This window comes from Kitasatospora sp. cg17-2 (genome assembly GCF_054031055.1).
This window is the reverse complement of sequence record NZ_CM132923.1, coordinates 2,582,065-2,603,195: the sequence shown is the minus strand read 5'-3', so window position 1 is coordinate 2,603,195 and position 21,131 is coordinate 2,582,065. Positions and strand designations below refer to the sequence as shown.

Annotated in this window: 20 protein-coding genes; 16 read left to right on the top strand and 4 right to left on the bottom strand. The window is 73.6% G+C overall.

What is annotated here, in order from left to right; translation table 11 throughout:
* Positions 1 to 67: 67 nt before the first annotated feature.
* The gene (locus ACW14Y_RS10300) at positions 68 to 514 is read left to right on the top strand and encodes a GNAT family N-acetyltransferase (RefSeq protein ID WP_380383717.1); all 447 of its coding nucleotides are present in this window, start codon (positions 68 to 70) and stop codon (positions 512 to 514) included.
* On the opposite strand, the gene ACW14Y_RS10295 is transcribed toward ACW14Y_RS10300, so the two are convergent.
* Positions 511 to 1,497, bottom strand: a complete 987-nt coding sequence (locus ACW14Y_RS10295; protein WP_380311106.1) for a LysR family transcriptional regulator — start codon at positions 1,495 to 1,497, stop codon at positions 511 to 513. The genes ACW14Y_RS10300 and ACW14Y_RS10295 overlap by 4 nt on opposite strands.
* Before the next feature lie 315 nt (positions 1,498 to 1,812).
* Between ACW14Y_RS10295 and ppk2 the strand changes: the two genes are divergently transcribed.
* The 3 genes from ppk2 (at position 1,813) to rpsD (ending at position 5,100) form a co-directional block, all read left to right on the top strand.
* A complete protein-coding gene (ppk2, locus tag ACW14Y_RS10290; protein ID WP_380311109.1) occupies positions 1,813 to 2,598 on the top strand; it encodes a polyphosphate kinase 2 in 786 nt (261 codons plus the stop codon).
* Positions 2,599 to 2,651: 53 nt separating this feature from the next.
* Positions 2,652 to 4,163, top strand: a complete 1,512-nt coding sequence (locus ACW14Y_RS10285; protein WP_456986598.1) for an AAA family ATPase — start codon at positions 2,652 to 2,654, stop codon at positions 4,161 to 4,163.
* A gap of 322 nt (positions 4,164 to 4,485) precedes the next feature.
* On the top strand, positions 4,486 to 5,100 hold the full coding sequence (rpsD, locus tag ACW14Y_RS10280) for a 30S ribosomal protein S4 (RefSeq protein WP_030396046.1): 615 nt from the start codon (positions 4,486 to 4,488) through the stop codon (positions 5,098 to 5,100).
* 103 nt (positions 5,101 to 5,203) lie between these two features.
* Here rpsD and ACW14Y_RS10275 read toward each other — a convergent pair whose 3' ends face one another.
* Positions 5,204 to 5,497, bottom strand: coding sequence for a tetratricopeptide repeat protein (locus tag ACW14Y_RS10275; protein WP_266277344.1), 294 nt, complete (start codon positions 5,495 to 5,497; stop codon positions 5,204 to 5,206).
* Between the two features lie 125 nt (positions 5,498 to 5,622).
* Positions 5,623 to 7,776, bottom strand: coding sequence for an ATP-binding protein (locus tag ACW14Y_RS10270; protein WP_456986597.1), 2,154 nt, complete (start codon positions 7,774 to 7,776; stop codon positions 5,623 to 5,625).
* 275 nt (positions 7,777 to 8,051) lie between these two features.
* Between ACW14Y_RS10270 and ACW14Y_RS10265 the strand changes: the two genes are divergently transcribed.
* The 5 genes from ACW14Y_RS10265 to mltG (ACW14Y_RS10245) all read left to right on the top strand — a co-directional run bounded on the left by ACW14Y_RS10265 (position 8,052) and on the right by mltG (ACW14Y_RS10245) (position 13,525).
* Positions 8,052 to 8,528: a DUF948 domain-containing protein gene (locus ACW14Y_RS10265; RefSeq protein ID WP_380439593.1), complete on the top strand. Its 477-nt coding sequence runs from the start codon at positions 8,052 to 8,054 to the stop codon at positions 8,526 to 8,528.
* A gap of 4 nt (positions 8,529 to 8,532) precedes the next feature.
* Positions 8,533 to 8,976 (top strand): DUF6167 family protein, encoded by a 444-nt coding sequence (locus ACW14Y_RS10260; RefSeq protein WP_340633168.1) that lies wholly within the window; start codon positions 8,533 to 8,535, stop codon positions 8,974 to 8,976.
* Positions 8,976 to 11,645: an alanine--tRNA ligase gene (gene alaS / locus ACW14Y_RS10255; protein WP_380311097.1), complete on the top strand. Its 2,670-nt coding sequence runs from the start codon at positions 8,976 to 8,978 to the stop codon at positions 11,643 to 11,645. Before ACW14Y_RS10260 ends, alaS begins: the two co-directional genes overlap by 1 nt.
* Positions 11,646 to 11,661: 16 nt before the next feature.
* Positions 11,662 to 12,141 (top strand): Holliday junction resolvase RuvX, encoded by a 480-nt coding sequence (gene ruvX / locus ACW14Y_RS10250; RefSeq protein WP_043471820.1) that lies wholly within the window; start codon positions 11,662 to 11,664, stop codon positions 12,139 to 12,141.
* Positions 12,142 to 12,250: 109 nt separating this feature from the next.
* The gene (mltG, locus tag ACW14Y_RS10245) at positions 12,251 to 13,525 is read left to right on the top strand and encodes an endolytic transglycosylase MltG (protein WP_380303889.1); all 1,275 of its coding nucleotides are present in this window, start codon (positions 12,251 to 12,253) and stop codon (positions 13,523 to 13,525) included.
* A gap of 153 nt (positions 13,526 to 13,678) precedes the next feature.
* On the opposite strand, the gene ACW14Y_RS10240 is transcribed toward mltG (ACW14Y_RS10245), so the two are convergent.
* Complete coding sequence (locus tag ACW14Y_RS10240) at positions 13,679 to 14,047, bottom strand: hypothetical protein (RefSeq protein ID WP_456986596.1); 369 nt, start codon at positions 14,045 to 14,047, stop codon at positions 13,679 to 13,681.
* On the opposite strand from ACW14Y_RS10240, the gene mltG (ACW14Y_RS10235) reads away from it, so the two are divergent.
* The 7 genes from mltG (ACW14Y_RS10235) (at position 14,039) to ACW14Y_RS10205 (ending at position 21,085) form a co-directional block, all read left to right on the top strand.
* Positions 14,039 to 15,682: an endolytic transglycosylase MltG gene (mltG, locus tag ACW14Y_RS10235; RefSeq protein WP_380303885.1), complete on the top strand. Its 1,644-nt coding sequence runs from the start codon at positions 14,039 to 14,041 to the stop codon at positions 15,680 to 15,682. The two genes, ACW14Y_RS10240 and mltG (ACW14Y_RS10235), sit on opposite strands and share 9 nt — an antisense overlap.
* A 34-nt stretch (positions 15,683 to 15,716) precedes the next feature.
* Positions 15,717 to 16,547 (top strand): shikimate dehydrogenase, encoded by an 831-nt coding sequence (locus tag ACW14Y_RS10230; RefSeq protein ID WP_380303883.1) that lies wholly within the window; start codon positions 15,717 to 15,719, stop codon positions 16,545 to 16,547.
* Between the two features lie 269 nt (positions 16,548 to 16,816).
* A complete protein-coding gene (gene aroC, locus ACW14Y_RS10225) occupies positions 16,817 to 18,001 on the top strand; it encodes a chorismate synthase (protein ID WP_266275314.1) in 1,185 nt (394 codons plus the stop codon).
* Positions 17,998 to 18,519 (top strand): shikimate kinase, encoded by a 522-nt coding sequence (locus ACW14Y_RS10220; RefSeq protein ID WP_380303880.1) that lies wholly within the window; start codon positions 17,998 to 18,000, stop codon positions 18,517 to 18,519. The genes aroC and ACW14Y_RS10220 overlap by 4 nt, the downstream gene beginning before the upstream one ends.
* Positions 18,512 to 19,603 (top strand): 3-dehydroquinate synthase, encoded by a 1,092-nt coding sequence (aroB, locus tag ACW14Y_RS10215; RefSeq protein WP_380439601.1) that lies wholly within the window; start codon positions 18,512 to 18,514, stop codon positions 19,601 to 19,603. The genes ACW14Y_RS10220 and aroB overlap by 8 nt, the downstream gene beginning before the upstream one ends.
* An 8-nt stretch (positions 19,604 to 19,611) precedes the next feature.
* On the top strand, positions 19,612 to 20,040 hold the full coding sequence (gene aroQ / locus ACW14Y_RS10210) for a type II 3-dehydroquinate dehydratase (protein WP_380383960.1): 429 nt from the start codon (positions 19,612 to 19,614) through the stop codon (positions 20,038 to 20,040).
* Positions 20,041 to 20,233: 193 nt separating this feature from the next.
* Complete coding sequence (locus tag ACW14Y_RS10205; protein WP_380383736.1) at positions 20,234 to 21,085, top strand: AAA family ATPase; 852 nt, start codon at positions 20,234 to 20,236, stop codon at positions 21,083 to 21,085.
* Positions 21,086 to 21,131: the final 46 nt, after the last annotated feature.

Below are 21,131 nucleotides of genomic sequence, written 5' to 3'. Positions count from 1 at the left end.
ATCCCCTGTGAAGGTCAGTACCAGAATCGAGTGTCCCGAGGACGCTCCTGCCACCAGACGAGTCCACATGGCCGCCTTCCCCGGCCCGGACGAGGCCGACCTGGTCGACGCGCTGCGCCGCGACGCGGCCTGGCTGCCGGAGCTGTCGGTGGTCGCCGTCGACGACACCGGGCTGGTCGTCGGCCACGCGCTGCTGTCCCGGCTGCGGGTCGGCGAGGGCACCGGGCTGGCGCTCGCGCCGGTCGCCGTCGCGCCCGAGTGGCAGCGCAAGGGCGTCGGCGAGCTGGTGGTCCGGGCCGCGCTGGCGGCCGCCGAGGAGGCCGGCGAGAAGCTCGTCGTCGTGCTCGGCGACCCGGACTACTACGGTCGCTTCGGCTTCATCCCGGCCCAGCGGCACGAGGTGAGCGGCCCGTTCGAGGTGCCCGAGGGGTACCTCCAGACGCTCGCCCTGCCCGGGTACGACGGCTCCCCGAGCGGCCTGTGCCGGTACCCGGAGCCCTTCGAGTCCGTCTAGGGCGCTCCCGGGCTCTCCGGGGCGTCCCGGGGCGTGTCCTGCGACAGGCCCTGCGGAGCGTCCTGAGCCCCCCGCCCGTCGACCCGGTTCCCGAGACCTACCGTGGCCCGGCAGCTGCGCACGAACGCGGCCATGGCAGGTGTCGGCGTCCGGTCCTTCGGCCAGTACAGCCCGACCTGGCTCGGGCTCAACCCTCGCACCGGCCGGTACGCGACATCCTCGCGCGGTGCCAGCCGGCTCATCGTCTCCGGGGCGAAGCCGACGCCCTGGCCGCACACCACGGCGGCCAGCCACTCGTCGGTGTTGTGCGCCACCGCGCCGATCCGCACCGGTCGCCCGCCCCGCTCCCGGACCGCCAGCCAGTAGTCCCGCCAGTGCCCGGCCTCGTGCGGGATCGCCACGAAGGGCTCGTCGAGCAGCTCCTCGAAGTCGATCACCGCACGGCCGGCCAGCCGGTGCCCGGCCGGCAGCGCCGCGCAGCGCGGCTCCTCGCCCAGCACGGCCACGTTGTAGCGCCGGGCCAGCGAGGGCGGCGCGTGCCAGAGGGTCAGGTCGATCTCGCCGGTGGCCAGGCCGGAGGTCGGGTCGAACCAGTTGTTCTGCCGCAGCTCGACCTGCCAGCCCGGCATCCGCCGGGCGAAGTCCGCGACCGTGCGCCGGGTCATCAGGTTGATGATGCCGCCCTCGAAGCCCACCCGGAGCGTCGAGCCGTGCTCCGCCGCGGCCGCCCGGGTGGCGCGCAGCGCCTCCTCCCAGCCGGCCATCAGCGCGTCGGTGTGCGCGGCCAGGGCCAGCCCGGCCCGGGTCGGGGTCATGCCGTGCCGCGAGCGTTCGAACAGCTCGACCCCGAGCAGGGTCTCCAGCTGCCGGATCTGCTTGGTCAGCGCCGGCTGCGAGACCAGCAGCCGGGCCGCCGCCGCGGTCAGCTGCCCCTCCTCGCAGACCGCGGCGAAGCCGCGCAGCAGACGGGTGTCGACATCCATGCCCCAAGGTTATGGAACCGGAAATTGGACCCGTTCGGCAGGTCTGGGTCATGGTGGGTCGTTCGGTCCTCGGACCGGTCGACGGGGGAGCCCGGCAGCGACGGTTCAGGGGGCCGCCGGTGCCGGGCCGGAACACTCCCGGCGCGCGGCCGCCGCCCGGCCGGGACCTGCGGGGACCGGCCCCAGGACGTACGGTGAGGGATCATCAGCACCCCGCCGAACGGAGGCAGCCAGGTGGCAGCCAAGGCCCAGCGCGAGCAGAGCGCCCCCGAGGGGCGGAGCGCCCAGGACGGGCCGGCCGGCCCGCGGGGGCGGCTGGCGAGGAAGCCGTACGAGCACGAACTGCTCCGGCTCCAGCACGAGCTGGTGAAGCTCCAGGAGTGGGTGCGGGCCGAGGGCGCCCGGCTGGTGGTGGTCTTCGAGGGGCGCGACGCGGCCGGCAAGGGCGGCGCGATCAAGCGGGTGACGGAGTATCTCAACCCCCGCATCGCCAGGGTCGCCGCACTGCCCGCGCCGACCGAGCGCCAGCGCACCCAGTGGTATTTCCAGCGGTACGTCGAGCACCTGCCGGCCGCCGGGGAGATCGTGCTGTTCGACCGCAGCTGGTACAACCGCGCCGGGGTGGAGCGGGTGATGGGCTTCTGCTCCGAGGAGGAGTACTGGCAGTTCCTGCACCAGGCCCCGATCTTCGAGCGGATGCTCGCCGAGTCCGGCCTGCTGCTGCGCAAGTACTGGTTCTCGGTCAGCGACACCGAGCAGGAGCGGCGCTTCCGGGAGCGGCTGGCGGACCCGATGAAGCGCTGGAAGCTCTCGCCGATGGACGTCGAGTCGATCACCCGCTGGGAGGACTACTCGCGGGCCAAGGACGAGATGTTCCTGCACACCGACACCCCGGAGTCGCCCTGGCACGTGGTGGAGAGCGACGACAAGCGGCGGGCCCGGATCAACATGATCGCCCACCTGCTCTCCACCGTCCCGTACCGCGAGGTCGGCCCGCGGCCGATCGAGCTGCCGGAGCGCCCGGCCTCCCAGGGCTACCGGCGGCCGCCGCGTGACCTCCAGAAGTACGTGCCGGACCACGCGGCCCGGCTCGACGGGTAGCACCCCTCCCGGAACCGGGGCGGGCTGTCGGAGGGCTCGCATAGGCTTCCGGTGTGGACGAACCGGACCTCTTCACCGCCGCAGCCGAGGAACGCCAGGCCAAGGAGCCCGGCCGGGCTCCGCTCGCCGTGCGGATGCGCCCGCGCACCCTCGACGAGGTGGCCGGCCAGCGCAAGCTGCTCAAGGACGGCTCCCCGTTGCGCCGGCTGGTGTCGGGGTCGCGCGGCCCGGCGGCGACCAGCTCGGTGATCCTCTGGGGCCCGCCCGGCACCGGGAAGACCACGCTCGCGCACGTCATCAGCCAGGCCGTCGAGGGCCGCTTCGTCGAGCTGTCCGCGATCACCGCCGGGGTCAAGGAGGTCCGCGCGGTCATCGACGGCGCCCGGCGCGCGGTCGGCATGACCGGCCGGGAGACGGTGCTCTTCCTCGACGAGATCCACCGCTTCTCCAAGGCCCAGCAGGACTCCCTGCTCCCGGCGGTGGAGAACCGCTGGGTGACCCTGATCGCCGCGACCACCGAGAACCCGTACTTCTCGGTGATCTCCCCGCTGCTCTCCCGCTCGCTGCTGCTCACCCTGGAGTCGCTGACCGACGACGACGTCCGGGCGCTGCTGCGCCGCGCGGTCGTGGACGAGCGCGGTCTGGGGGGCGCGGTGGAGCTGACCGCGGAGGCCGAGGACCACCTGGTCCGGCTGGCCGGCGGCGACGCCCGCAAGGCGCTCACCACGCTGGAGGCGGCGGCCGGGGCGGCGCTGGAGCAGGGCGAGGCGGAGATCAGCCTGGCCAGCACCGAGACCGCCGTCAACCAGGCGGCCGTCCGCTACGACCGGGACGGCGACCAGCACTACGACGTGGCCAGCGCGCTGATCAAGTCGATCCGCGGCAGCGACGTGGACGCCACCCTGCACTACCTGGCCCGGATGATCGAGGCGGGGGAGGACCCGCGCTTCATCGCCCGGCGGCTGATGATCTCGGCGAGCGAGGACATCGGCCTGGCCGATCCGACGGCGCTGCCGACGGCGGTGGCGGCGGCCCAGGCGGTGGCGCTGATCGGCTTCCCGGAGGCGCGGATCATCCTCTCCCAGGCGGCCATCGCGCTCGCCCTGGCGCCCAAGTCCAACGCCGCCTACCTGGCGATCGACGCGGCGCTCGCGGACGTCCGGCAGGGCCTGGCCGGCCCGGTGCCGCCGCACCTGCGGGACGCGCACTACGGGGGCGCGGGCAAGCTGGGGCACGGCAAGGGCTACCAGTACCCGCACGACCTGCCGGAGGGCATCGCGGGCCAGCAGTACGCGCCGGACGCGGTGCACGGGCGGGCGTACTACCGGCCGACCAGGCGCGGCGGGGAGGCGCGCTACGCGGACGTCGTGGAGTGGACCAGGGGGCGGCTGTGGGGCGAGCCGGCCGGGCCTGCGAAGGCGGTGGCCAAGGCGGAGCCGAAGCCCGGGGCCGGGCCCGAACCCAAGGCGGAACCCAAGGCGGAGCCGAAGCCCGGGGTCGGGCCCGAACCGAAGCCCGCGCCCGAGGCGGCCCCGGTGACGGAGGGGGAACGGGAGGCCGGGTGAGGGGGCCGGTGATCTGCCGGTATACTCGGGCGGAGTGCCATGTCCCGGGACGGCGGTGGGGGAGACCCGACCGACCGCCCGCACCAGCGGGGCAGTGGCCGTCGGCCTCCTTCGGGAGGTCCGCACCAGGAGCGTCGCGCACCGTCTCGGTGTCGCGGGCGACCGGTTCCCGGTCCGCCCGTGTGACCAGCACATTCGTGCCCGGCTCCGGAGAGCGGCTGATCGCACTGCCTCAGGGCGGCGCGGTTTTCTCCGGGCCGCGACATGCGACCTCCGTCAACACCTGGTGAAGCCGTAGTCGTCAGTAAGGAAGGTTTGGTTCATGGCGAACCAGAAGCGTCCCAAGGTCAAGATCGCGCGTGCGCTCGGCGTGCCGCTGACCCCGAAGTCCGTCAAGTACTTCGAGGCCCGCCCGTACCCGCCCGGCCAGCACGGCCGTGGCCGCAAGCAGAACTCGGACTACAAGGTCCGTCTGGTCGAGAAGCAGCGTCTGCGCGCTCAGTACGACCTGAGCGAGAAGCAGATGGCGCGCGCGTTCGACCGCGCGAAGAAGGCCGAGGGCAAGACCGGTGAGGCGCTCGTCGCCGAGCTGGAGACCCGCCTCGACTCGCTGGTGCTGCGTTCGGGCATCGCCCGCACCATCTACCAGGCCCGTCAGATGGTCGTCCACGGCCACGTCGAGGTCAACGGCGGCAAGGTCAACAAGCCGTCGTTCCAGATGAAGCCGGGCTTCGTGGTGACCATCCGCGAGCGCAGCAAGGAGAAGGTCCCGTTCCAGGTCGCCCGTGAGGGTGGCAACGCGGGCGAGGGCCAGACCCCGAAGTACCTCGAGGTCAACCTGAAGGCCCTGGCCTTCCGCCTGGACCGCGCGCCGCAGCGCAAGGAGGTCCCGGTGATCTGCGACGAGCAGCTCGTCGTCGAGTACTACTCGCGCTGACCCGCGAGCGGTATCACCTGCGGTACCCAGCGAGCCCCCGTCGCCCTTGTGGCGGCGGGGGCTCGTCCCTGTGCGGGGGAGGTTCGCGCTGGTGCGGGGTCCGTCAGACCTGCTCGCCGGTCATCGCGGCGACCAGCCGCAGGTGCGGCCGGGCCTCCTCGTGGCGGCCCTGGCGCTCCAGGGTGCGGCCCAGCACCAGCCGGGCGTAGTCCTCGGCCGGGTCGGCGTCCAGCACCCGGCGCAGCTCCGCCTCGGCCCGGCCGAGCTGGGCGGAGTGGAAGTAGCTGCGGGCCAGCAGCAGCCGGACCGAGAGGTTGGCCGGCTCCTCGGCGAGCACCCCCTCCAGCATCCGGGCGGCGTCGGTGTACGCCTTGGAGTCGAAGTAGAAGTTCGCCATGCGGTAGTCGTCGGCGAGGTTGGTGGCCACGGGGGTGCTCCTTCCGTTCGGTCCGGTGGTTCTGCCCCCTCCAGCAATGGACAAGTTTCAACTATTCCCCGGAGCGCAACCGGTCCCCGCAGCCCTCACCGGCCCACCGGGGAGGGCTGCGGCGTCGGCGGCAGCGGCCCCGGTCCCGGCCGCGCCCCCGGATCCCCCGGGTGCTCGCCGCCGCCCAGCGCGCGGTGCACGGCGGCGTCCAGGTCGAGCCGGGTGCCGGTGGTGAAGAAGTCGGTGTACTCCTGCTCGGTCAGCCCGGCGCCGGCCCGCTCCTCGCAGGCGCGGTGCGGGCCGTTGAAGGTGCGGGAGCCGAAGAACGGCTTGCCGACCGCCTGCCAGATCCGGTGCGCCGCACCCTGCAGCACCCTGGCCTCGCGCAGGTCCCCCGGCACGCCCGGACCGGCCGGCTCGGTCTCCAGCAGCGCCAGCAGGTCGATCGCCAGCACGATGCCCAGCAGGTCGTTGAAGAGGTGGTTGAGTCGGACGCTCTCCCGGGCCAGCGCCCGGGCCGGGCGGACCTCGCCGTTCAGCCAGTGCGAGTACGCCAGCGCGTACAGCCCGTACGCGTACGCCCACTGCTCGCCGTGCTCCTCGCACAGTTCGCGGACCTGGCCGAGCCACAGCTCGCCGCTGTCCTGGTCGCCCTGGAACAGGTAGGCGATCCCCAGCTCGAACATCGCCATCAGGACGTTGCTGTTGAGCTCGCCGATGGTGCGGTAGTGCCAGAGCGCCTCCTCGAACAGCTCGGCCGCCCGGGCCGGCTCGTCGCCGATCAGCGCGGCGCAGCCCTGCCGGTGCACCGCGTAGGCGAGCGCGCGGTCGTCGCCGGTGGCCAGCGCCTGGCGGCGGCACTCCTCCAGCGCCGGCCGGGCGGAGACCAGGTCGCCCTGGAGGGTGGCCGTGTAACCGGTCACCCAGAGCGCCTTGGCCCGGGCCTCGGTGGGCTCGGGGGCGAGGGCGAGGGCCCGGTCGAGCCAGTGCCGGCCCTCGCCGAGGTGCCCGCAGCCGACCCAGTAGAACCACAGCGTGCCGGCCATCAGCAGGGCGATCTGCTCCTCGCCCGGCTCGGCCAGGCAGAACTCCAGGGCCGCCCGCAGATTGGCGTGCGCCAGCCCGGTCCGCTCGGCGGTCTCCGCCTGCCGGGGGCCGAACCACTCGACCTCGCCCCAGGTGGCCACGCCCAGGTACCAGTCGCGGTGCCGGCACAGCAGCCGGTGCTCCTCGCCGGCCGCGCGCAGCCAGCGCAGTCCGTACTCGCGGACGGTGTCCAGCAGCCGGAACCGGACCCCGAACGGGCTGTCCTCGCGCAGCACCACGGACTTGGCGACCAGCTCGGTGAGCAGGTCCAGCAGCTCGTCCGGGTCGACGCCCTCGCCGCCGCACACGTACTCGGCGGCGTCCAGGTCGAAGCCGCCCGCGAAGACCGAGAGGCGCGCCCAGAGTAAACGTTCCTGCTCCGTGCAGAGCTCGTGACTCCAGCCGATCGTCGTCCGCAGCGTCTGATGGCGCGGCAGGGCGGCCGGATCGCCGCCGGTCAGCAGCCGGAACCGGTCGTCCAGCCGGGCGCCGATCTGCTCCACCGACAGGGCCCGCAGCCGCCCCGCGGCCAGCTCCACCGCCAGCGGGATGCCGTCCAGCCGCCGGCACAGCTGGGCGATCCCCTCGGCGTTCGCGGCGGTGACCGCGAACGAGGGCAGCACCGCCCGGGCCCGGTCCGCGAACAGCAGCACCGCGTCCGGCAGCGCCCCCGCGGCGATCGCGCCGGCGGTGCCGACCGGCAGCGGGGCCAGGTTCAGCAGGTGCTCCCCGGCCGTCCGCAGCGCGACCCGGCTGGTCGCCAGGATCCGCAGCCCCGGCAGCGCCCGCAGCAGCGCCACGGCCAGCTCGGCGCAGGACGGCACCAGGTGCTCGCAGCCGTCCAGCACCAGCAGCAGCCGGCGCCCGGCGAGCCGCTCGGTCAGCACCTCCAGCGGGGGCCGCGCCGTCCCGTCGGTCAGCCGCAGCGCCTCCAGCACGGCGTGCCCGAGCAGCCGGCCGTCCTGCACCGGCGCCGCCTCGACCAGCCAGGTGCCGTCCGGGAACGCCCCGGCCGCCCGCGCCGCGGCGCGCAGGGCCAACCGGCTCTTGCCGACCCCGCCCGGGCCGGTGACCGTCACCAGCCGCCGTTCGGCCAGCAGCAGGGACAGCTCGGTCAGCTCGCGGTGCCGGCCGACGAAGCTGGTGACCTCCGCCGGGAGCACCCCCGGCCCCGGCCGGTCCGGCCGTGGTGTGGAATCCCGATCCAACCCCTGCTCCCCGTTTCGCGGCCCGGGCCAGGTCGGCCCGGGCGTCCGGCTCGGCCGCGTGGGTGGCGACCTGCCTGGCAGAACGAGGTGACCGGCGGGTAGGTTACGCGCGCGGTTCGCACACCCGGTCGGTTCGCCGCGCGCCCCGCGGGGGAAACCCGGTCCGGAAACCCGGTGCGGTCGCGATAGGGTTCCCCCTGGGAAACAGCAAGGCGAGGGAGCGCGCAAAGGTGTCCGTGGGAGAGCTGGCCGGTCTGCTCGTCGCCGTGTTCTGGGCGGTCCTGGTCACCCTGCTCGCCGTCGTGCTGGTCCGGCTGTCGCGGGTCCTCAAGGAGGCCACCGTCCTCGTCTCCGCCGTCACCGAGCAGGCCGTGCCGCTGCTGACCGAGGCCGGTGCCGCCGTGCGCAGCGCCAACCAGCAGCTGGAGCGGGTGGACGAGATCACCGCCAACGTGCAGGACGCGGCGGCCAACGCCAACGCGCTCTCCTCCACCGTCGCGGCGACCCTCGGCGGTCCGCTGGTCAAGGTCGCGGCGTTCAGCTACGGCGTGCGCAAGGCCGTCGCCAAGCAGCAGGGCACCGCGACGCTGCCCTCCCAGCCGTCCGAGCGCGAGGAACTGGCCCGGCTGATCCGGGCCGAGGTCCGCGCCGCCACCGCGCAGAAGACCGGACTGCTGTCCCGGGTCCGGCGCGCGGTGAGGGGCTGACGGCATGGTGCGACGCGTCTTCTGGATGGCGGTCGGCGCCGGTGCCACCGTCTGGGCCATGAACAAGGCCAACGAGGCCGTGCACCGGCTCACCCCGGACAGCCTGTCGGGCACCGCCGCGCGCGGTGCGCTGCACCTGGGCGACCTGGCCAAGCAGTTCGCCCAGGACGTCCGGACCGGCATGACCGAGCGCGAGGAGCAGCTGCGCGAGGACCTCGGGCTGGACGGCACCGCCGTCGTCGAGCCGCGCCGCCGCGGAGCGCTGCGCGGCGAGCCCCAGTACCGAGCTATCTCGGCGGCGCCCGGTAGCCCGGCCGCCGCCCTGCCTCCGCCCAGCCGTGCCCGCGCCTCGTCCGAGGACGGTACGGGCACCACCCCCCAAGCCATCGAGAGAACGCCCCGGCGCGCGATTCCGCCGCGGGGCGGTACGAACCGGAAGGACCACTAATGGAGTCGGCAGAGATCCGCCGCCGCTGGCTGCGCTTCTTCGAGGAGCGCGGCCACACCGTCGTTCCGTCGGCGTCCCTGGTCGCCGACGACCCCACCCTGCTGCTGGTCAACGCCGGCATGGTGCCGTTCAAGCCGTACTTCCTGGGCGAGGTCAAGCCGCAGTTCTCGCGCGCCACCAGCGTCCAGAAGTGCGTGCGGACCCTGGACATCGAGGAGGTCGGGAAGACCACCCGGCACGGCTCCTTCTTCCAGATGTGCGGCAACTTCTCCTTCGGCGACTACTTCAAGGAAGGAGCCATCAAGTTCGCCTGGGAGCTGCTCACCACTCCCGTCGCGGACGGTGGCTACGGCCTGGAGAAGGAGAAGCTCTGGATCACCGTCTACAAGGACGACGACGAGGCCGAGCAGATCTGGCGTGACGTCATCGGCGTCCCGTCGGAGCGGATCCAGCGCCTGGGCATGAAGGACAACTTCTGGTCGATGGGCGTCCCCGGCCCGTGCGGCCCGTGCTCGGAGATCAACTACGACCGCGGCCCCGCCTACGGCGAGGAGGGCGGCCCGGCCGTCAACGGCGAGCGCTACCTGGAGATCTGGAACCTGGTCTTCATGCAGTACGAGCGCGGCCACGGCGACGGCAAGGACGGGTTCGAGATCCTCGGCGACCTGCCGAGCAAGAACATCGACACCGGCCTCGGCCTGGAGCGTCTGGCCGCCATCCTGCAGGGCGTCGACAACCTCTTCGAGATCGACACCAGCCGGATGATCCTGGACCGGGCCGCCGAGCTCACCGGCCACACCTACGGCGCCGACCACCGGTCGGACGTCTCGCTGCGCGTCGTCACCGACCACATCCGCACCGCGCTGATGCTGATCGGCGACGGCGTCACCCCCGGCAACGAGGGCCGCGGCTACGTGCTGCGCCGCATCCTGCGCCGGGCGATCCGCAACATGCGCCTGCTGGGCGCCACCGGCGTGGTCGCCAAGGACCTCACCGATGTCGCGATCCAGGCGATGGCCCCGCAGTACCCGGAGCTGGAGGCCGACCGCAAGCGCATCGAGACGGTCGTCGTCGGCGAGGAGGCGGCCTTCCTGCAGACGCTGAAGGCCGGCACCAGCCTGCTCGACGCCGCGGTCACCGAGACCAAGCAGTCCGGCGGCGCGGTGCTCTCCGGCGACCAGGCGTTCAAGCTGCACGACACCTACGGCTTCCCGATCGACCTGACCCTGGAGATGGCCGAGGAGCAGGGCCTCCAGGTCGACGAGGCCGGCTTCCGCCGCCTGATGCAGGAGCAGCGGGACCGCGCCAAGGCGGACGCCAGGGCGAAGAAGATGGGCCACGCCGACGTCGCCGCGTACCGCGAGGTCGCCGACAAGTCCGGCGCCAGCGTCTTCACCGGCTACACCCTCACCGAGGGCGAGGCCACCGTGGTCGGCCTGCTGGTGGACGGCGTCCCGGCGCCGGCCGCCTCCGAGGGCGACGAGGTCGAGCTCATCCTCGACCGCACCCCGTTCTACGCCGAGGGCGGCGGCCAGCTCGCCGACCACGGCCGGATCCGGCTGGACTCCGGCGCGGTCGTCGAGATCCGCGACGTGCAGCAGCCGGTGCCGGGTGTGGTCGTGCACTCCGGCGGCGTGCTGTTCGGCGAGGTCGTGCTCGGGGCCTCGGCCTACGCCACCATCGACGTGGACCGCCGCCGGGCGATCGCCCGGGCCCACTCGGCCACCCACCTGACCCACCAGGCGCTGCGCGACGCGCTCGGCCCGACGGCCGCCCAGGCCGGTTCGGAGAACGCCCCGGGCCGCTTCCGCTTCGACTTCGGCTCGCCCGCCGCCGTGCCCGGCAGCGTGCTGACCGACGTCGAGCAGAAGATCAACGACGTGCTGACCCGCGAGCTGGAGGTCACCGCCGAGGTCATGACGATGGACCAGGCCCGCAAGGCCGGCGCCATCGCGATGTTCGGCGAGAAGTACGGCGACGAGGTCCGCGTCGTCACCATCGGCGACTTCTCCAAGGAGCTGTGCGGCGGCACGCACGTCGGCAACACCGCCCAGCTGGGTCTGGTGAAGCTGCTCGGCGAGTCCTCGATCGGCTCCGGGGTGCGCCGGGTGGAGGCGCTGGTCGGCGCCGACGCCTACCGCTTCCTGGCCCGCGAGCACACCGTGGTCGCCCAGCTGACCGAGCTGGTCAAGGGCCGCCCGGAGGAGCTGCCGGAGAAGATCTCCGGCATGCTCGCCAAGCTCAAGGACGCCGAGAAGGAGATCGAGCGCTTCCGCGCCGAGAAGGTGCTCGCGGCCGCCGCGGGTCTCGCCGACTCGGCCGAGGACGTGCACGGCATCGCCGTGGTGGCCGCCCGGGTCGCCGACGGCGTCGGCGCGGACGAGCTGCGCAAGCTGGTCCTGGACGTGCGCGGCCGGCTCGGCTCGCGCCCGGCCGTGGTCGCCGCCTTCACCGTGGCGAACGACCGCCCGCTGACCGTGATCGCCACCAACGAGGACGCCCGCGGCCGCGGCATCAAGGCCGGCGAGCTGGTCCGCACCGCGGCCAAGACCCTCGGCGGCGGCGGTGGCGGCAAGGACGATGTCGCCCAGGGCGGCGGCACCGACGCGACCGCGATCGACAAGGCCGTCGCCGCCGTGCGCGGACTGGTCGCGGAGCGTGCCTCCTGATGGGGTCCGCGTTCTGATGGAGATCGAGGAGAAGCCCTTCCGGCGCGGGCGGCGGATCGCCGTCGACGTCGGGGACGCCCGGATCGGGGTCGCGTCCTGCGACCCCGACGGGGTGCTCGCCACCCCGGTGGAGACCGTCCCGGCCGGGGTGAAGTCGCAGGCCAGGATCGCCGCGATCGTCGAGGAGTACGGCGCGATCGAGGTGGTCGTCGGTCTGCCGCGCTCGCTCAGCGGCAAGGAGGGCCCGGCGGCGGAGAAGGTCCGCGGCTACGCGGTCCGGCTGGCCAACCGGCTCTGGCCGGTCCCGGTCCGGCTGGTCGACGAGCGGATGTCGACCGTCACCGCGACCCACGGGCTGCGCGCCTCGGGGGTCAAGGCCAAGAAGGGCCGCTCGGTGGTCGACCAGGCCGCCGCGGTGGTGATCCTGCAGACCGCCCTTGAGTCCGAACGGGTGAGCGGACGCCCGCCCGGTGAGAGCGTCGAGGCGGCGGGCTGACCGGCCTGCTCTAACGTCCCGGTGAGGGGTCCGTGCGGACGCGTCCGCACGGACCCCTCTGCCATTGCCGTCGTGCCGCACACCGTGCGGACCGCCGAGGGGGCGCGCCGTGACCGACCTGGACCTCACACCCGGCCTGAGCCCCGGGCACCTCGGTGCGCCGGTGATCGAACCGGCGGGCCGCCCGCCGGGCCCGCCCGCCCCGCGCCCCGAACCGCCGGACCCGCACCGGCGGCGCAACGGCCTGGCCTGCCTGCTGACCGCGCTGTCGCTGGTGGTGGTGTTCGGCGGGATCGGCCTCGCGGGCTTCAGCTGGCTCCAGGGCCAGCGCAAGCCGCCGGCCGCCGCCGACTTCGCGGGCGGCGGCTCCGGGTCGGTGCAGGTCTCGGTGCCCGAAGGGGCCGGCCTCAGCCAGATCGCCTCCGCCCTGGTGCGCAACGGCGTGGTGGCCAGTTCGCTGGCCTTCACCCGGGCGGCGAAGGGCAGCGCGGCGGCGGCCGGGCGGATCCAGCCGGGCACGTACACCCTGCGGCAGCGGATGTCGGCGGCCGCGGCGCTCGCCGTCCTGGTCGACCCGGCCAACGCCAACGGTCTGACCATCCCCGAGGGCTGGCGCGGCAGTCAGATCTTCGCGGCGATCGACAAGAAGCTGCGGCTGGCCGAGGGCACCACCGAGCAGACGGCCAAGGACCAGGCCGCCGAGCTGGGCCTGCCGGAGAACGCCAACGGCACCCCCGAGGGCTATCTGTTCCCCGCGACCTACAGCGTCACCGAGGACACCACCGCCGCCGAGCTGCTGAAGCAGATGGTCGACCGGGCCGGCAAGGAGTTCGCCCGGGACGACGCGGAGGTCGTCGCGACCAACCTCGGGCAGAGCCTGTACGGGCTGGTGACCATCGCCAGCATGGTGCAGGGCGAGGCCGACAACTCCGAGGACATGGCCAAGGTGGCGCGGGTGATCTACAACCGGCTGGCCAGGAACATGCCGCTCCAGCTGGACTCCACCATCAACTACGCGCTCGGGCGCTCCACGCTGAACACCAGCGTCACGGACACCCGGCTGGACTCCCCCTACAACACCTACAAGCACGCCGGGCTGCCGCCGACCCCGATCTCCAACCCGGGGCGGCAGGCGATCATGGCGGCGGTGGACCCGGCGCCGGGGGACTGGCTCTACTTCGTGACCGTGAAGCCCGGGGACACCCGGTTCACCGACAGTTTCGAGGTGCAGCAGAAGAACGTCGCCGAGTTCAACGCGACCCGGGCCGCGAGCCCGTCCGCCACGGCCTCCGGTTCGGCCCCGGCGTCCGGCCCGGCCCCGGGGTCGGCGCCCGCCTCGGCCCCGGCCGGGGCGGGGGCGCCCTCGGGGGCGGGCGGTCACTGAGCGCAGCGGCTGCGGCCCCGGCCGGACGGTCGACTGCGGTACGGTAGCGTCTCCGTCCAGGTGTTGCGCTAGCACGCCGGTTCGACAAGCAGCCGGGACGCCGTCCCGGGCGACCGGGCCGATCCTCCGGTCGTCTCCGTCGGTATAAGGGGATCAATGACCGATCTGGGTCGGGGCTACGGCCCCCAGGGCTCCGAGCCGTGGCATCCGGGTGACCCCGGGTACGGCGGTCAGCAGCCGGTCCCCGGCCAGCAGGACGGGCAGTGGCAGCAGAATCCCCAGCAGCAGCAGCAGTACGGCGACGGCGGCCAGGGCCTGGGCCAGCAGGGGTACCCCCAGCAGCAGGGCGTGCAGGGTCAGCAGCAGTACGACGGCGGTCAGCAGGGCTACCCCCAGCAGGGCATGGGCGGTCAGCAGGGGTATCCGCAGCAGCAGGGCGTCGAGGGTCAGCAGCAGTACGGCGGCGGCCAGCAGGGGTATCCCCAGCAGCAGGGCTACCCGCAGCAGCAGGGGATGGGCCAACAGGGTTACCCGCAGCAGGGGATGGGCCAGCAGGGGTACCCCCAGCAGCAGGGCATGGGCGGTCAGCAGGGTTATCCGCAGCAGCAGGGCGGCCAGGGTCAGCAGCAGTACGGCGGCGGCCAGCAGGGTTACCAGCAGCAGCAGATGCCCCAGCAGGGCACGCCGCAGCAGATGCCCCCGCAGCAGCAGATGCCGCAGCAGGGTGTGCCGCCGCAGCAGCTTCCCCCGCAGGACGGGCCCCAGCAGGGTGCGCCGGGCGGGCGTCGCCGGGCCGCTCCGGCGGAGCAGAAGCAGCCGGCCGCCGCGGCTCCCGCCGGGCCCGGTCCGGACGGCATCGACTGGGAGGCGGAGGCCGCCGCGCTGGAGGCCGGGGCCGGCCCGGCCGGCGCCGCCGAGGAGGCCGGGCACGCCGAGGGCGAGTGGGACGGCCACGAGGGCGAGTACACCGAGGACGAGTACCACGGCGACGGCTCCGACGAGGACGGGAACGGCTTCCTCGGCGAGGAGGACCAGTCCCGCGAGGCCAAGAAGAAGCGCAAGGAGAGCGGCAAGAAGTCCGGCCGGCGCAACGGCGGCGCCTGCCTGGTGGTCGCCCTGGTGCTGCTCGGGATCATGGGCGGCGCCGGCTGGTGGGGCTACGGCTTCTACAAGGACCACTTCGGCCCGCCGCCGGACTTCCCCGGCCCGGGCAGCGGCTCGGTCAAGGTCGAGATCAAGCAGGGCGCGGCGGGCAGCCAGATGGGCCTGGCGCTGAAGCAGGCCGGCGTGGTCAAGAGCGTCGACGCCTTCAGCAAGGCCTGCGACAAGAACGTCAAGTGCACCACCATCCAGCCCGGCACCTACAGCATGCCGACGGAGATGTCGGCCGACGGCGCCGTGCAGTTCCTGGTGGACGCCAACGGCGGCGAGAAGCTGATCGTCCAGGAGGGCCTGACCGCCGCGGCCACCTACGTCAAGATCGACGAGAAGCTGAAGCTGGCCAAGGGCACCACCGCGGCCGTCGCCAAGGAGCAGGTGGGCACCCTCGGGCTCCCGCCGTACGCCAACGGCAACATCGAGGGTTTCCTCTGGCCGACCCGCTACTCGATCACCGAGGGCATGAAGCCCGAGGAACTGCTCAAGCAGATGGTCAAGAACGCCGTCGACCGCTACGCGAGCCTGGACGCCGAGGCGTCCAAGATCGGGCTGAAGACCGGCTACGACGTGGTCATCGAGGCCAGCATCCTGCAGGCCGAGGGCAACAACCCCGAGGACTTCGCCAAGATGGCCCGGACCATCCAGAACCGGCTGGCGGACAAGGGCAAGGTCAACGGCAAGCTCGGCATGGACACCACGCTGCAGTACTCGCTGGGCCGCAAGAACCTGGACAAGAAGGACATCAACGACGCGTCCAACAAGTACAACACCTATTACAACGCCGGCCTGCCGCCGACCCCGATCTCCAACCCGGGCGAGGCCGCGCTGAAGGCGACGTTGAACCCGGCGGACGGCAAGTGGCTGTACTTCATCGCGATGTCGTCGAGCAACACGCTGTTCGCCGAGACGGACGCGGAGCACGCCAAGAACGTCGAGACGTACTGCCTGGCGGCCGGTCAGAAGTTCGACGCGGCCTCCGTCCACTGCACCACCAAGTGACGACCGCCGGGAGGCGGCTGAGGAAGTGACCAGCGTGACCAGCAAGCACCGGGCGGCCGTCCTCGGCTCGCCGATCGCCCACTCGCTCTCGCCCGCCCTGCACCGGGCCGCCTTCGCGGCGCTCGGTCTGGACGGCTGGCGCTACGACCGGTTCGAGGTGGACGAGGCCGGCCTGCCCGGCTTCGTCGCCGGGCTGGACGAGGCCGAGTGGGCCGGCTGCTCGCTGACCATGCCGCTGAAGCGGGCGGTGATCCCGCTGCTCGACGAGGTGAGCGGCACCGCCCGGACCGTCGACGCGGTGAACACCCTGGTCTTCACCGCCGACGGCCGGCGCGAGGGCCACAACACGGACGTGCCCGGCCTGGTCAACGCGCTGCGCGAGCGCGGCATCACCGAGGTGCCCTCGGCCGCGGTGCTCGGCGCCGGGGCCACCGCCTCCTCCGCGCTGGCCGCGCTGGCCCGGCTCGGCGCCCGCGAGGTGACCGTCTACGTCCGCACCCCCGAGCGGGCCCGGGAGATGGCCGCGCTGGGCGAACGGCTCGGCGTGGCGGTGCGCACCGCCGACTGGGAGCGCGGCGCCGAGGCGCTGGCCCACCCGCTGACCGTGGCCACCACCCCGGCCGGGGCGACCGACTCCTTCGCCGCCGGGCTGACCGCCGCGCCGGGCGCGCTGTTCGACGTGCTGTACCACCCGTGGCCGACCGCCCTGGCCGCCGCCTGCGCGGACCGCGGCGCGACCGTGCTGGGCGGCCTCGACCTGCTGGTGCACCAGGCGGTGCTGCAGAACGAGCTCTTCACCGGGCGCGCCCCCGGTCCGCTGGCGGCGGTCCGCGCGGCCGGCGAGGCGGCGCTCGCGGCGGGCTGACCGCCTCCCCGGGCACGGGTGGTGCACGGACGGTGTGCGTCCGCGGTGTGCCCACCGTGTCCGTACGGTGCCCGGGGTGTGGCGGCCCCACGCCCCCGGGCCCTCGGCCGCGCGGTGACCGGCCATTCCCGTCCGCCGGTCGGCCGAATGCTGTCCGGTGATCGGACTCCAGGTCCGGTCGGCCGTCCGGCATGAAAGGATTCGGGGAGAGAAGGCACGCCCGGACGGGTGCGGAAGCCCCGCGCCGGTCCGCTGATGAAGGAGCTCCGTTGGGTACGTTGCGCTGGCTGACGGCGGGGGAGTCGCACGGCCCCGCACTCGTCGCGACGCTGGAGGGCCTGCCCGCCGGTGTACCGGTCACCACCGCGGTGGTGGCCGACGCCCTGGCGCGTCGCCGGCTCGGTTACGGTCGCGGCGCACGGATGAAGTTCGAGCAGGACGAGGTGACCTTCCTCGGCGGCGTCCGGCACGGCCTCACCATGGGCAGCCCGGTGGCCGTCATGGTCGGCAACACCGAGTGGCCGAAGTGGGAGCAGGTCATGTCGGCCGACCCGGTCGACCCCGAGGTGCTGGCCGGTCTCGGCCGCAATGAGGCGCTGACCCGCCCGCGCCCCGGCCACGCGGACCTGGCCGGCATGCAGAAGTACTCGATCGACGAGGCCCGCCCGATCCTGGAGCGCGCCAGCGCCCGGGAGACCGCCGCCCGGGTCGCGCTCGGCGCCGTCGCCCGCTCCTACCTCAAGGAGACCTGCGGCATCGAGATCGTCAGCCACGTGGTCGAGCTGGCCGCCGCCAAGGCCCCGGCCGGGGTGCTGCCGCTGCCCGCCGACGAGGCGAAGCTGGACGCCGACCCGGTGCGCTGCCTGGACGCCGACGCGTCGAAGGCGATGGTCGCCGAGATCGACCAGGCCCACAAGGACGGCGACACCCTCGGCGGCGTCGTCGAGGTCCTCGCCTACGGCGTCCCGGTCGGCCTCGGCTCGCACGTGCACTGGGACCGCCGCCTCGACGCCCGGCTGGCCGCCGCGCTGATGGGCATCCAGGCGATCAAGGGCGTCGAGGTCGGCGACGGCTTCGACCTCGCCCGCGTCCCCGGCTCGCAGGCGCACGACGAGATCGTGCCGGGCCCGGACGGCGCCAAGCGCGTCTCCGGCCGCTCCGGCGGCACCGAGGGCGGTCTGTCCACCGGCGAGCTGCTGCGGGTGCGCGCCGCGATGAAGCCGATCGCGACCGTCCCGCGCGCGCTGCGCACCGTGGACGTGCGCACCGGCGAGCCCGCCAAGGCGCACCACCAGCGCTCCGACGTCTGCGCGGTGCCGGCGGCCGGCATCGTCGCCGAGGCGATGGTCGCGCTGGTGCTCGCCGACGCGGTGAACGAGAAGTTCGGTGGCGACCACGTGTCGGAGACCCGGCGCAACGTGCGGAGCTACCTCGACAACCTGATCGTCCGATGACCACTCCGGTCCTCGTGCTGGTCGGCCCGCCCGGCAGTGGCAAGTCCACCGTCGGGCGGGCCGTCGCCGAGCGCCTCGGTGTGGGCTTCCGGGACACCGACGCCGATATCGAGGCGCGGGCCGGCAAGCCGATCCCGGACATCTTCGTGGACGAGGGCGAGCCGCACTTCCGCGAGCTGGAGCAGGCGGCCGTGCGGGCCGCGGCCGGGACCCACGACGGCGTGCTGGCGCTCGGCGGCGGCGCGGTGATGGCCGAGCCGACCCGTGAGCTGCTGCGCGACCTGCCGGTGGTGTTCCTGGAGGTCCCGCTCGCCGACGCGGTCAAGCGGGTCGGTCTGGACGCCCCGCGCCCGCTGCTCGCGGTCAACCCGCGGGCCCGCTGGCGCGAGCTGATGGAGGCCCGCCGCCCCCTCTACCTGGAGGTGGCCACCGCCGTCGTCGACACCGCCGGCCGCACCCCCGAGCAGGTCGCGGACGCCGTACTGGAAGCACTGGAGCTGAAGACCCCCCATGACTGACACCACCGTCAGGATCCACGTCGGCGGAAGCGCCGGCCACGACCCGTACGACGTGCTGATCGGGCACCAGCTGCTCGGTGAGCTCTCCCCGCTGATCGGGACCAGGGCCAAGCGGGTCGCGATCATCCACCCGGAGGCGCTGTCCGCCACCGCCGACGCCGTCCGCGAGGACCTGGCCGGCGAGGGCTACGAGGCGATCGCGCTGCAGGTGCCGAACGCCGAGGAGGCGAAGAGCGCCGAGGTGGCCGCGTACTGCTGGTCGGTGCTCGGGCAGACCGGTTTCACCCGCAGCGACGTCGTCGTCGGCCTCGGCGGCGGTGCCACCACCGACCTGGCCGGCTTCGTCGCCGCGACCTGGCTGCGCGGGGTGCGCTGGATCTCCATGCCCACCACGCTGCTCGGCATGGTCGACGCGGCCGTCGGCGGCAAGACCGGCATCAACATCGCCGAGGGCAAGAACATGGTCGGCGCCTTCCACCCGCCGGTGGGCGTGCTGGCCGACCTCGGCACCCTGGAGACCGTGCCCAAGCACGACTACGTCTCCGGGCTCGCCGAGGTCATCAAGTGCGGCTTCATCGCCGACCCGGTCATCCTCGACCTGGTCGAGGCCGACCCCGAGGGGGCCAGGACCCCGGCCGGGCCGCACACCGTGGAGCTGATCCGCCGCGCCATCCAGGTCAAGGCCGACGTGGTGTCCGGGGACCTCAAGGAGTCCGGGCAGCGCGAGATCCTCAACTACGGCCACACCCTCGGCCACGCCATCGAGCGCAACGAGCGCTACAAGTGGCGGCACGGCGCGGCGATCTCGATCGGCATGGTGTACGCCGCCGAACTCGGCCGTCTGGCAGGCCGGTTGGACGACGCGACGGCCGACCGGCACCGCACCGTGCTGGCCTCGGTCGGCCTGCCGCTGACCTACCGGGCGGACGCCTGGCCGAAGCTGCTGGACGCGATGAAGATCGACAAGAAGTCGCGCGGCGACCTCATCCGCTTCATCGTGCTGGACGGCCTCGCCAAGACCTCCGTCCTGGAGGGCCCCGACCCGTCCCTGCTGGTGGCCGCCTACGCGGAGGTGTCCGGGTGACCAGGGTGATGGTGCTCAACGGCCCCAACCTGGGCCGGCTGGGCAGCCGCGAGCCCGACGTCTACGGCGCCACCTCGTACGCCGGGCTGGTCGAGCGCTGCACCGCGCTCGGCCAGGAGCTCGGCCTCGAGGTCGAGGTGCACGAGACCAACTCCGAGCAGCGCATGGTGGAGTGGCTGCACGAGGCCGCCGACGGCCGGGTGCCGGTGGTGATCAACCCGGGCGCGTTCACCCACTACTCGTACGCGATGCGGGACGCCGCGGCGCAGCGCACCGCGCCGCTGGTCGAGGTGCACATCTCCAACCCGTACGCGCGGGAGACCTTCCGGCACACCTCGGTGATCGCCGCGGTGGCCTCCGGGACGATCGCCGGGTTCGGGATCGGCTCGTACGAGCTGGCCCTGCGGGCGCTCGCCGAGCAGCTCGCCGCGGGCTGACGCCGGCCCGGTCGATGACCGGCGGCGGTGCGGCGGTGGGCTGTGTCCACCGCCGCACCGCCGTGTAGTGTCCCGCTGAAGGAAGTCGGGAGGTGCCGTGACGCAGTACGCCGGGGGTGGATCCGTCCCCCCACGTCCCGTCGCTCCGCCGGTGCCGGGGTATCCGGTGGCGGCCGGGACGGTGCCCGTTCCGATGGTCGTTCCGTTGCCCGTGCCCGTGCCGGTGTCCGTTCCACTGATCGTTCCGGTGGGGGCCTCGACGGTCCCGACGGCGTCGACGGACTCCTCGGGGCCGCCGACCGTTCCGCTGCCGGTGCTGCCGTCCCCTCCGCCCGGTCCGGTGCCCGCCCCGGCGCCCGCGCCCGCCCCGGCTCCGGCCGCGCCGCCCGCGCCGGCCCCGGTGCCCGCCGGCTCCACCGGGCACTTCCTGCTGCCCTCCGGCGCGCCCGTCCAGCTGCCCGCCCGGCAGCCGCAGCAGCACGCGCCCGCCGGCCCGATCGCGGTGCTGCTGATCGGTCCGGCCGGCGCCGGCAAGACCACCGTCGCCCGCCACTGGGCCGAGCGCCGCCCCACCCCGACCGCGCACATCAGCCTCGACGACGTCCGGGAGTGGGTGCAGTCCGGCTTCGCCAACCCGCAGTCCGGCTGGAACAACGCCTCCGAGGCGCAGTACCGGCTGGCCCGCCGGACCTGTGGCTTCGCCTGCCGCAACTACCTCGCCAACGGCATCTCCTGCATCATCGACGACGCGGTCTTCCCCGACCGCCCGGCGATCGGCCTCGGCGGCTGGAAGCGGCACATCGGGCCCGGCATGATCCCGGTGGTGCTGCTGCCCAGCCTCGACTCGGTGCTCCACCGCAACGCCCGGCGCAGCGGGAACCGCCGGCTCGGTGACGAGGAGGTGGCCCGGATCCACGGCCGGATGGCCGGCTGGTACAACTCCGGGCTGCCGATCATCGACAACTCCCAGCTCGACGTGGCCGCCACCGCCGCCGAGCTGGACCGGGTGATCCTGGCCCGGCTGATGGGCATCCCGGTCCGCTGAGGAGCCCGTTCGCCCGGCGGGTGTGTCGGTGCCGACTGCGATGATG

Bases quoted from the DNA above. Each gene is read 5' to 3' on its own strand.
- ACW14Y_RS10300 (WP_380383717.1), top strand. From the start codon at position 68: ATGGCCGCCTTCCCCGGCCCGGACGAGGCCGACCTGGTCGACGCGCTG.
- ACW14Y_RS10295 (WP_380311106.1), bottom strand. From the start codon at position 1,497: ATGGATGTCGACACCCGTCTGCTGCGCGGCTTCGCCGCGGTCTGCGAG.
- rpsD (WP_030396046.1), top strand. From the start codon at position 4,486: ATGGCGAACCAGAAGCGTCCCAAGGTCAAGATCGCGCGTGCGCTCGGC.
- ACW14Y_RS10275 (WP_266277344.1), bottom strand. From the start codon at position 5,497: ATGGCGAACTTCTACTTCGACTCCAAGGCGTACACCGACGCCGCCCGG.
- ACW14Y_RS10260 (WP_340633168.1), top strand. From the start codon at position 8,533: ATGGTGCGACGCGTCTTCTGGATGGCGGTCGGCGCCGGTGCCACCGTC.
- alaS (WP_380311097.1), top strand. From the start codon at position 8,976: ATGGAGTCGGCAGAGATCCGCCGCCGCTGGCTGCGCTTCTTCGAGGAG.
- ruvX (WP_043471820.1), top strand. From the start codon at position 11,662: ATGGAGATCGAGGAGAAGCCCTTCCGGCGCGGGCGGCGGATCGCCGTC.
- mltG (WP_380303885.1), top strand. From the start codon at position 14,039: ATGGGCCAACAGGGTTACCCGCAGCAGGGGATGGGCCAGCAGGGGTAC.
- ACW14Y_RS10220 (WP_380303880.1), top strand. From the start codon at position 17,998: ATGACCACTCCGGTCCTCGTGCTGGTCGGCCCGCCCGGCAGTGGCAAG.
- aroB (WP_380439601.1), top strand. From the start codon at position 18,512: ATGACTGACACCACCGTCAGGATCCACGTCGGCGGAAGCGCCGGCCAC.
- aroQ (WP_380383960.1), top strand. From the start codon at position 19,612: ATGGTGCTCAACGGCCCCAACCTGGGCCGGCTGGGCAGCCGCGAGCCC.
- ACW14Y_RS10205 (WP_380383736.1), top strand. From the start codon at position 20,234: ATGGTCGTTCCGTTGCCCGTGCCCGTGCCGGTGTCCGTTCCACTGATC.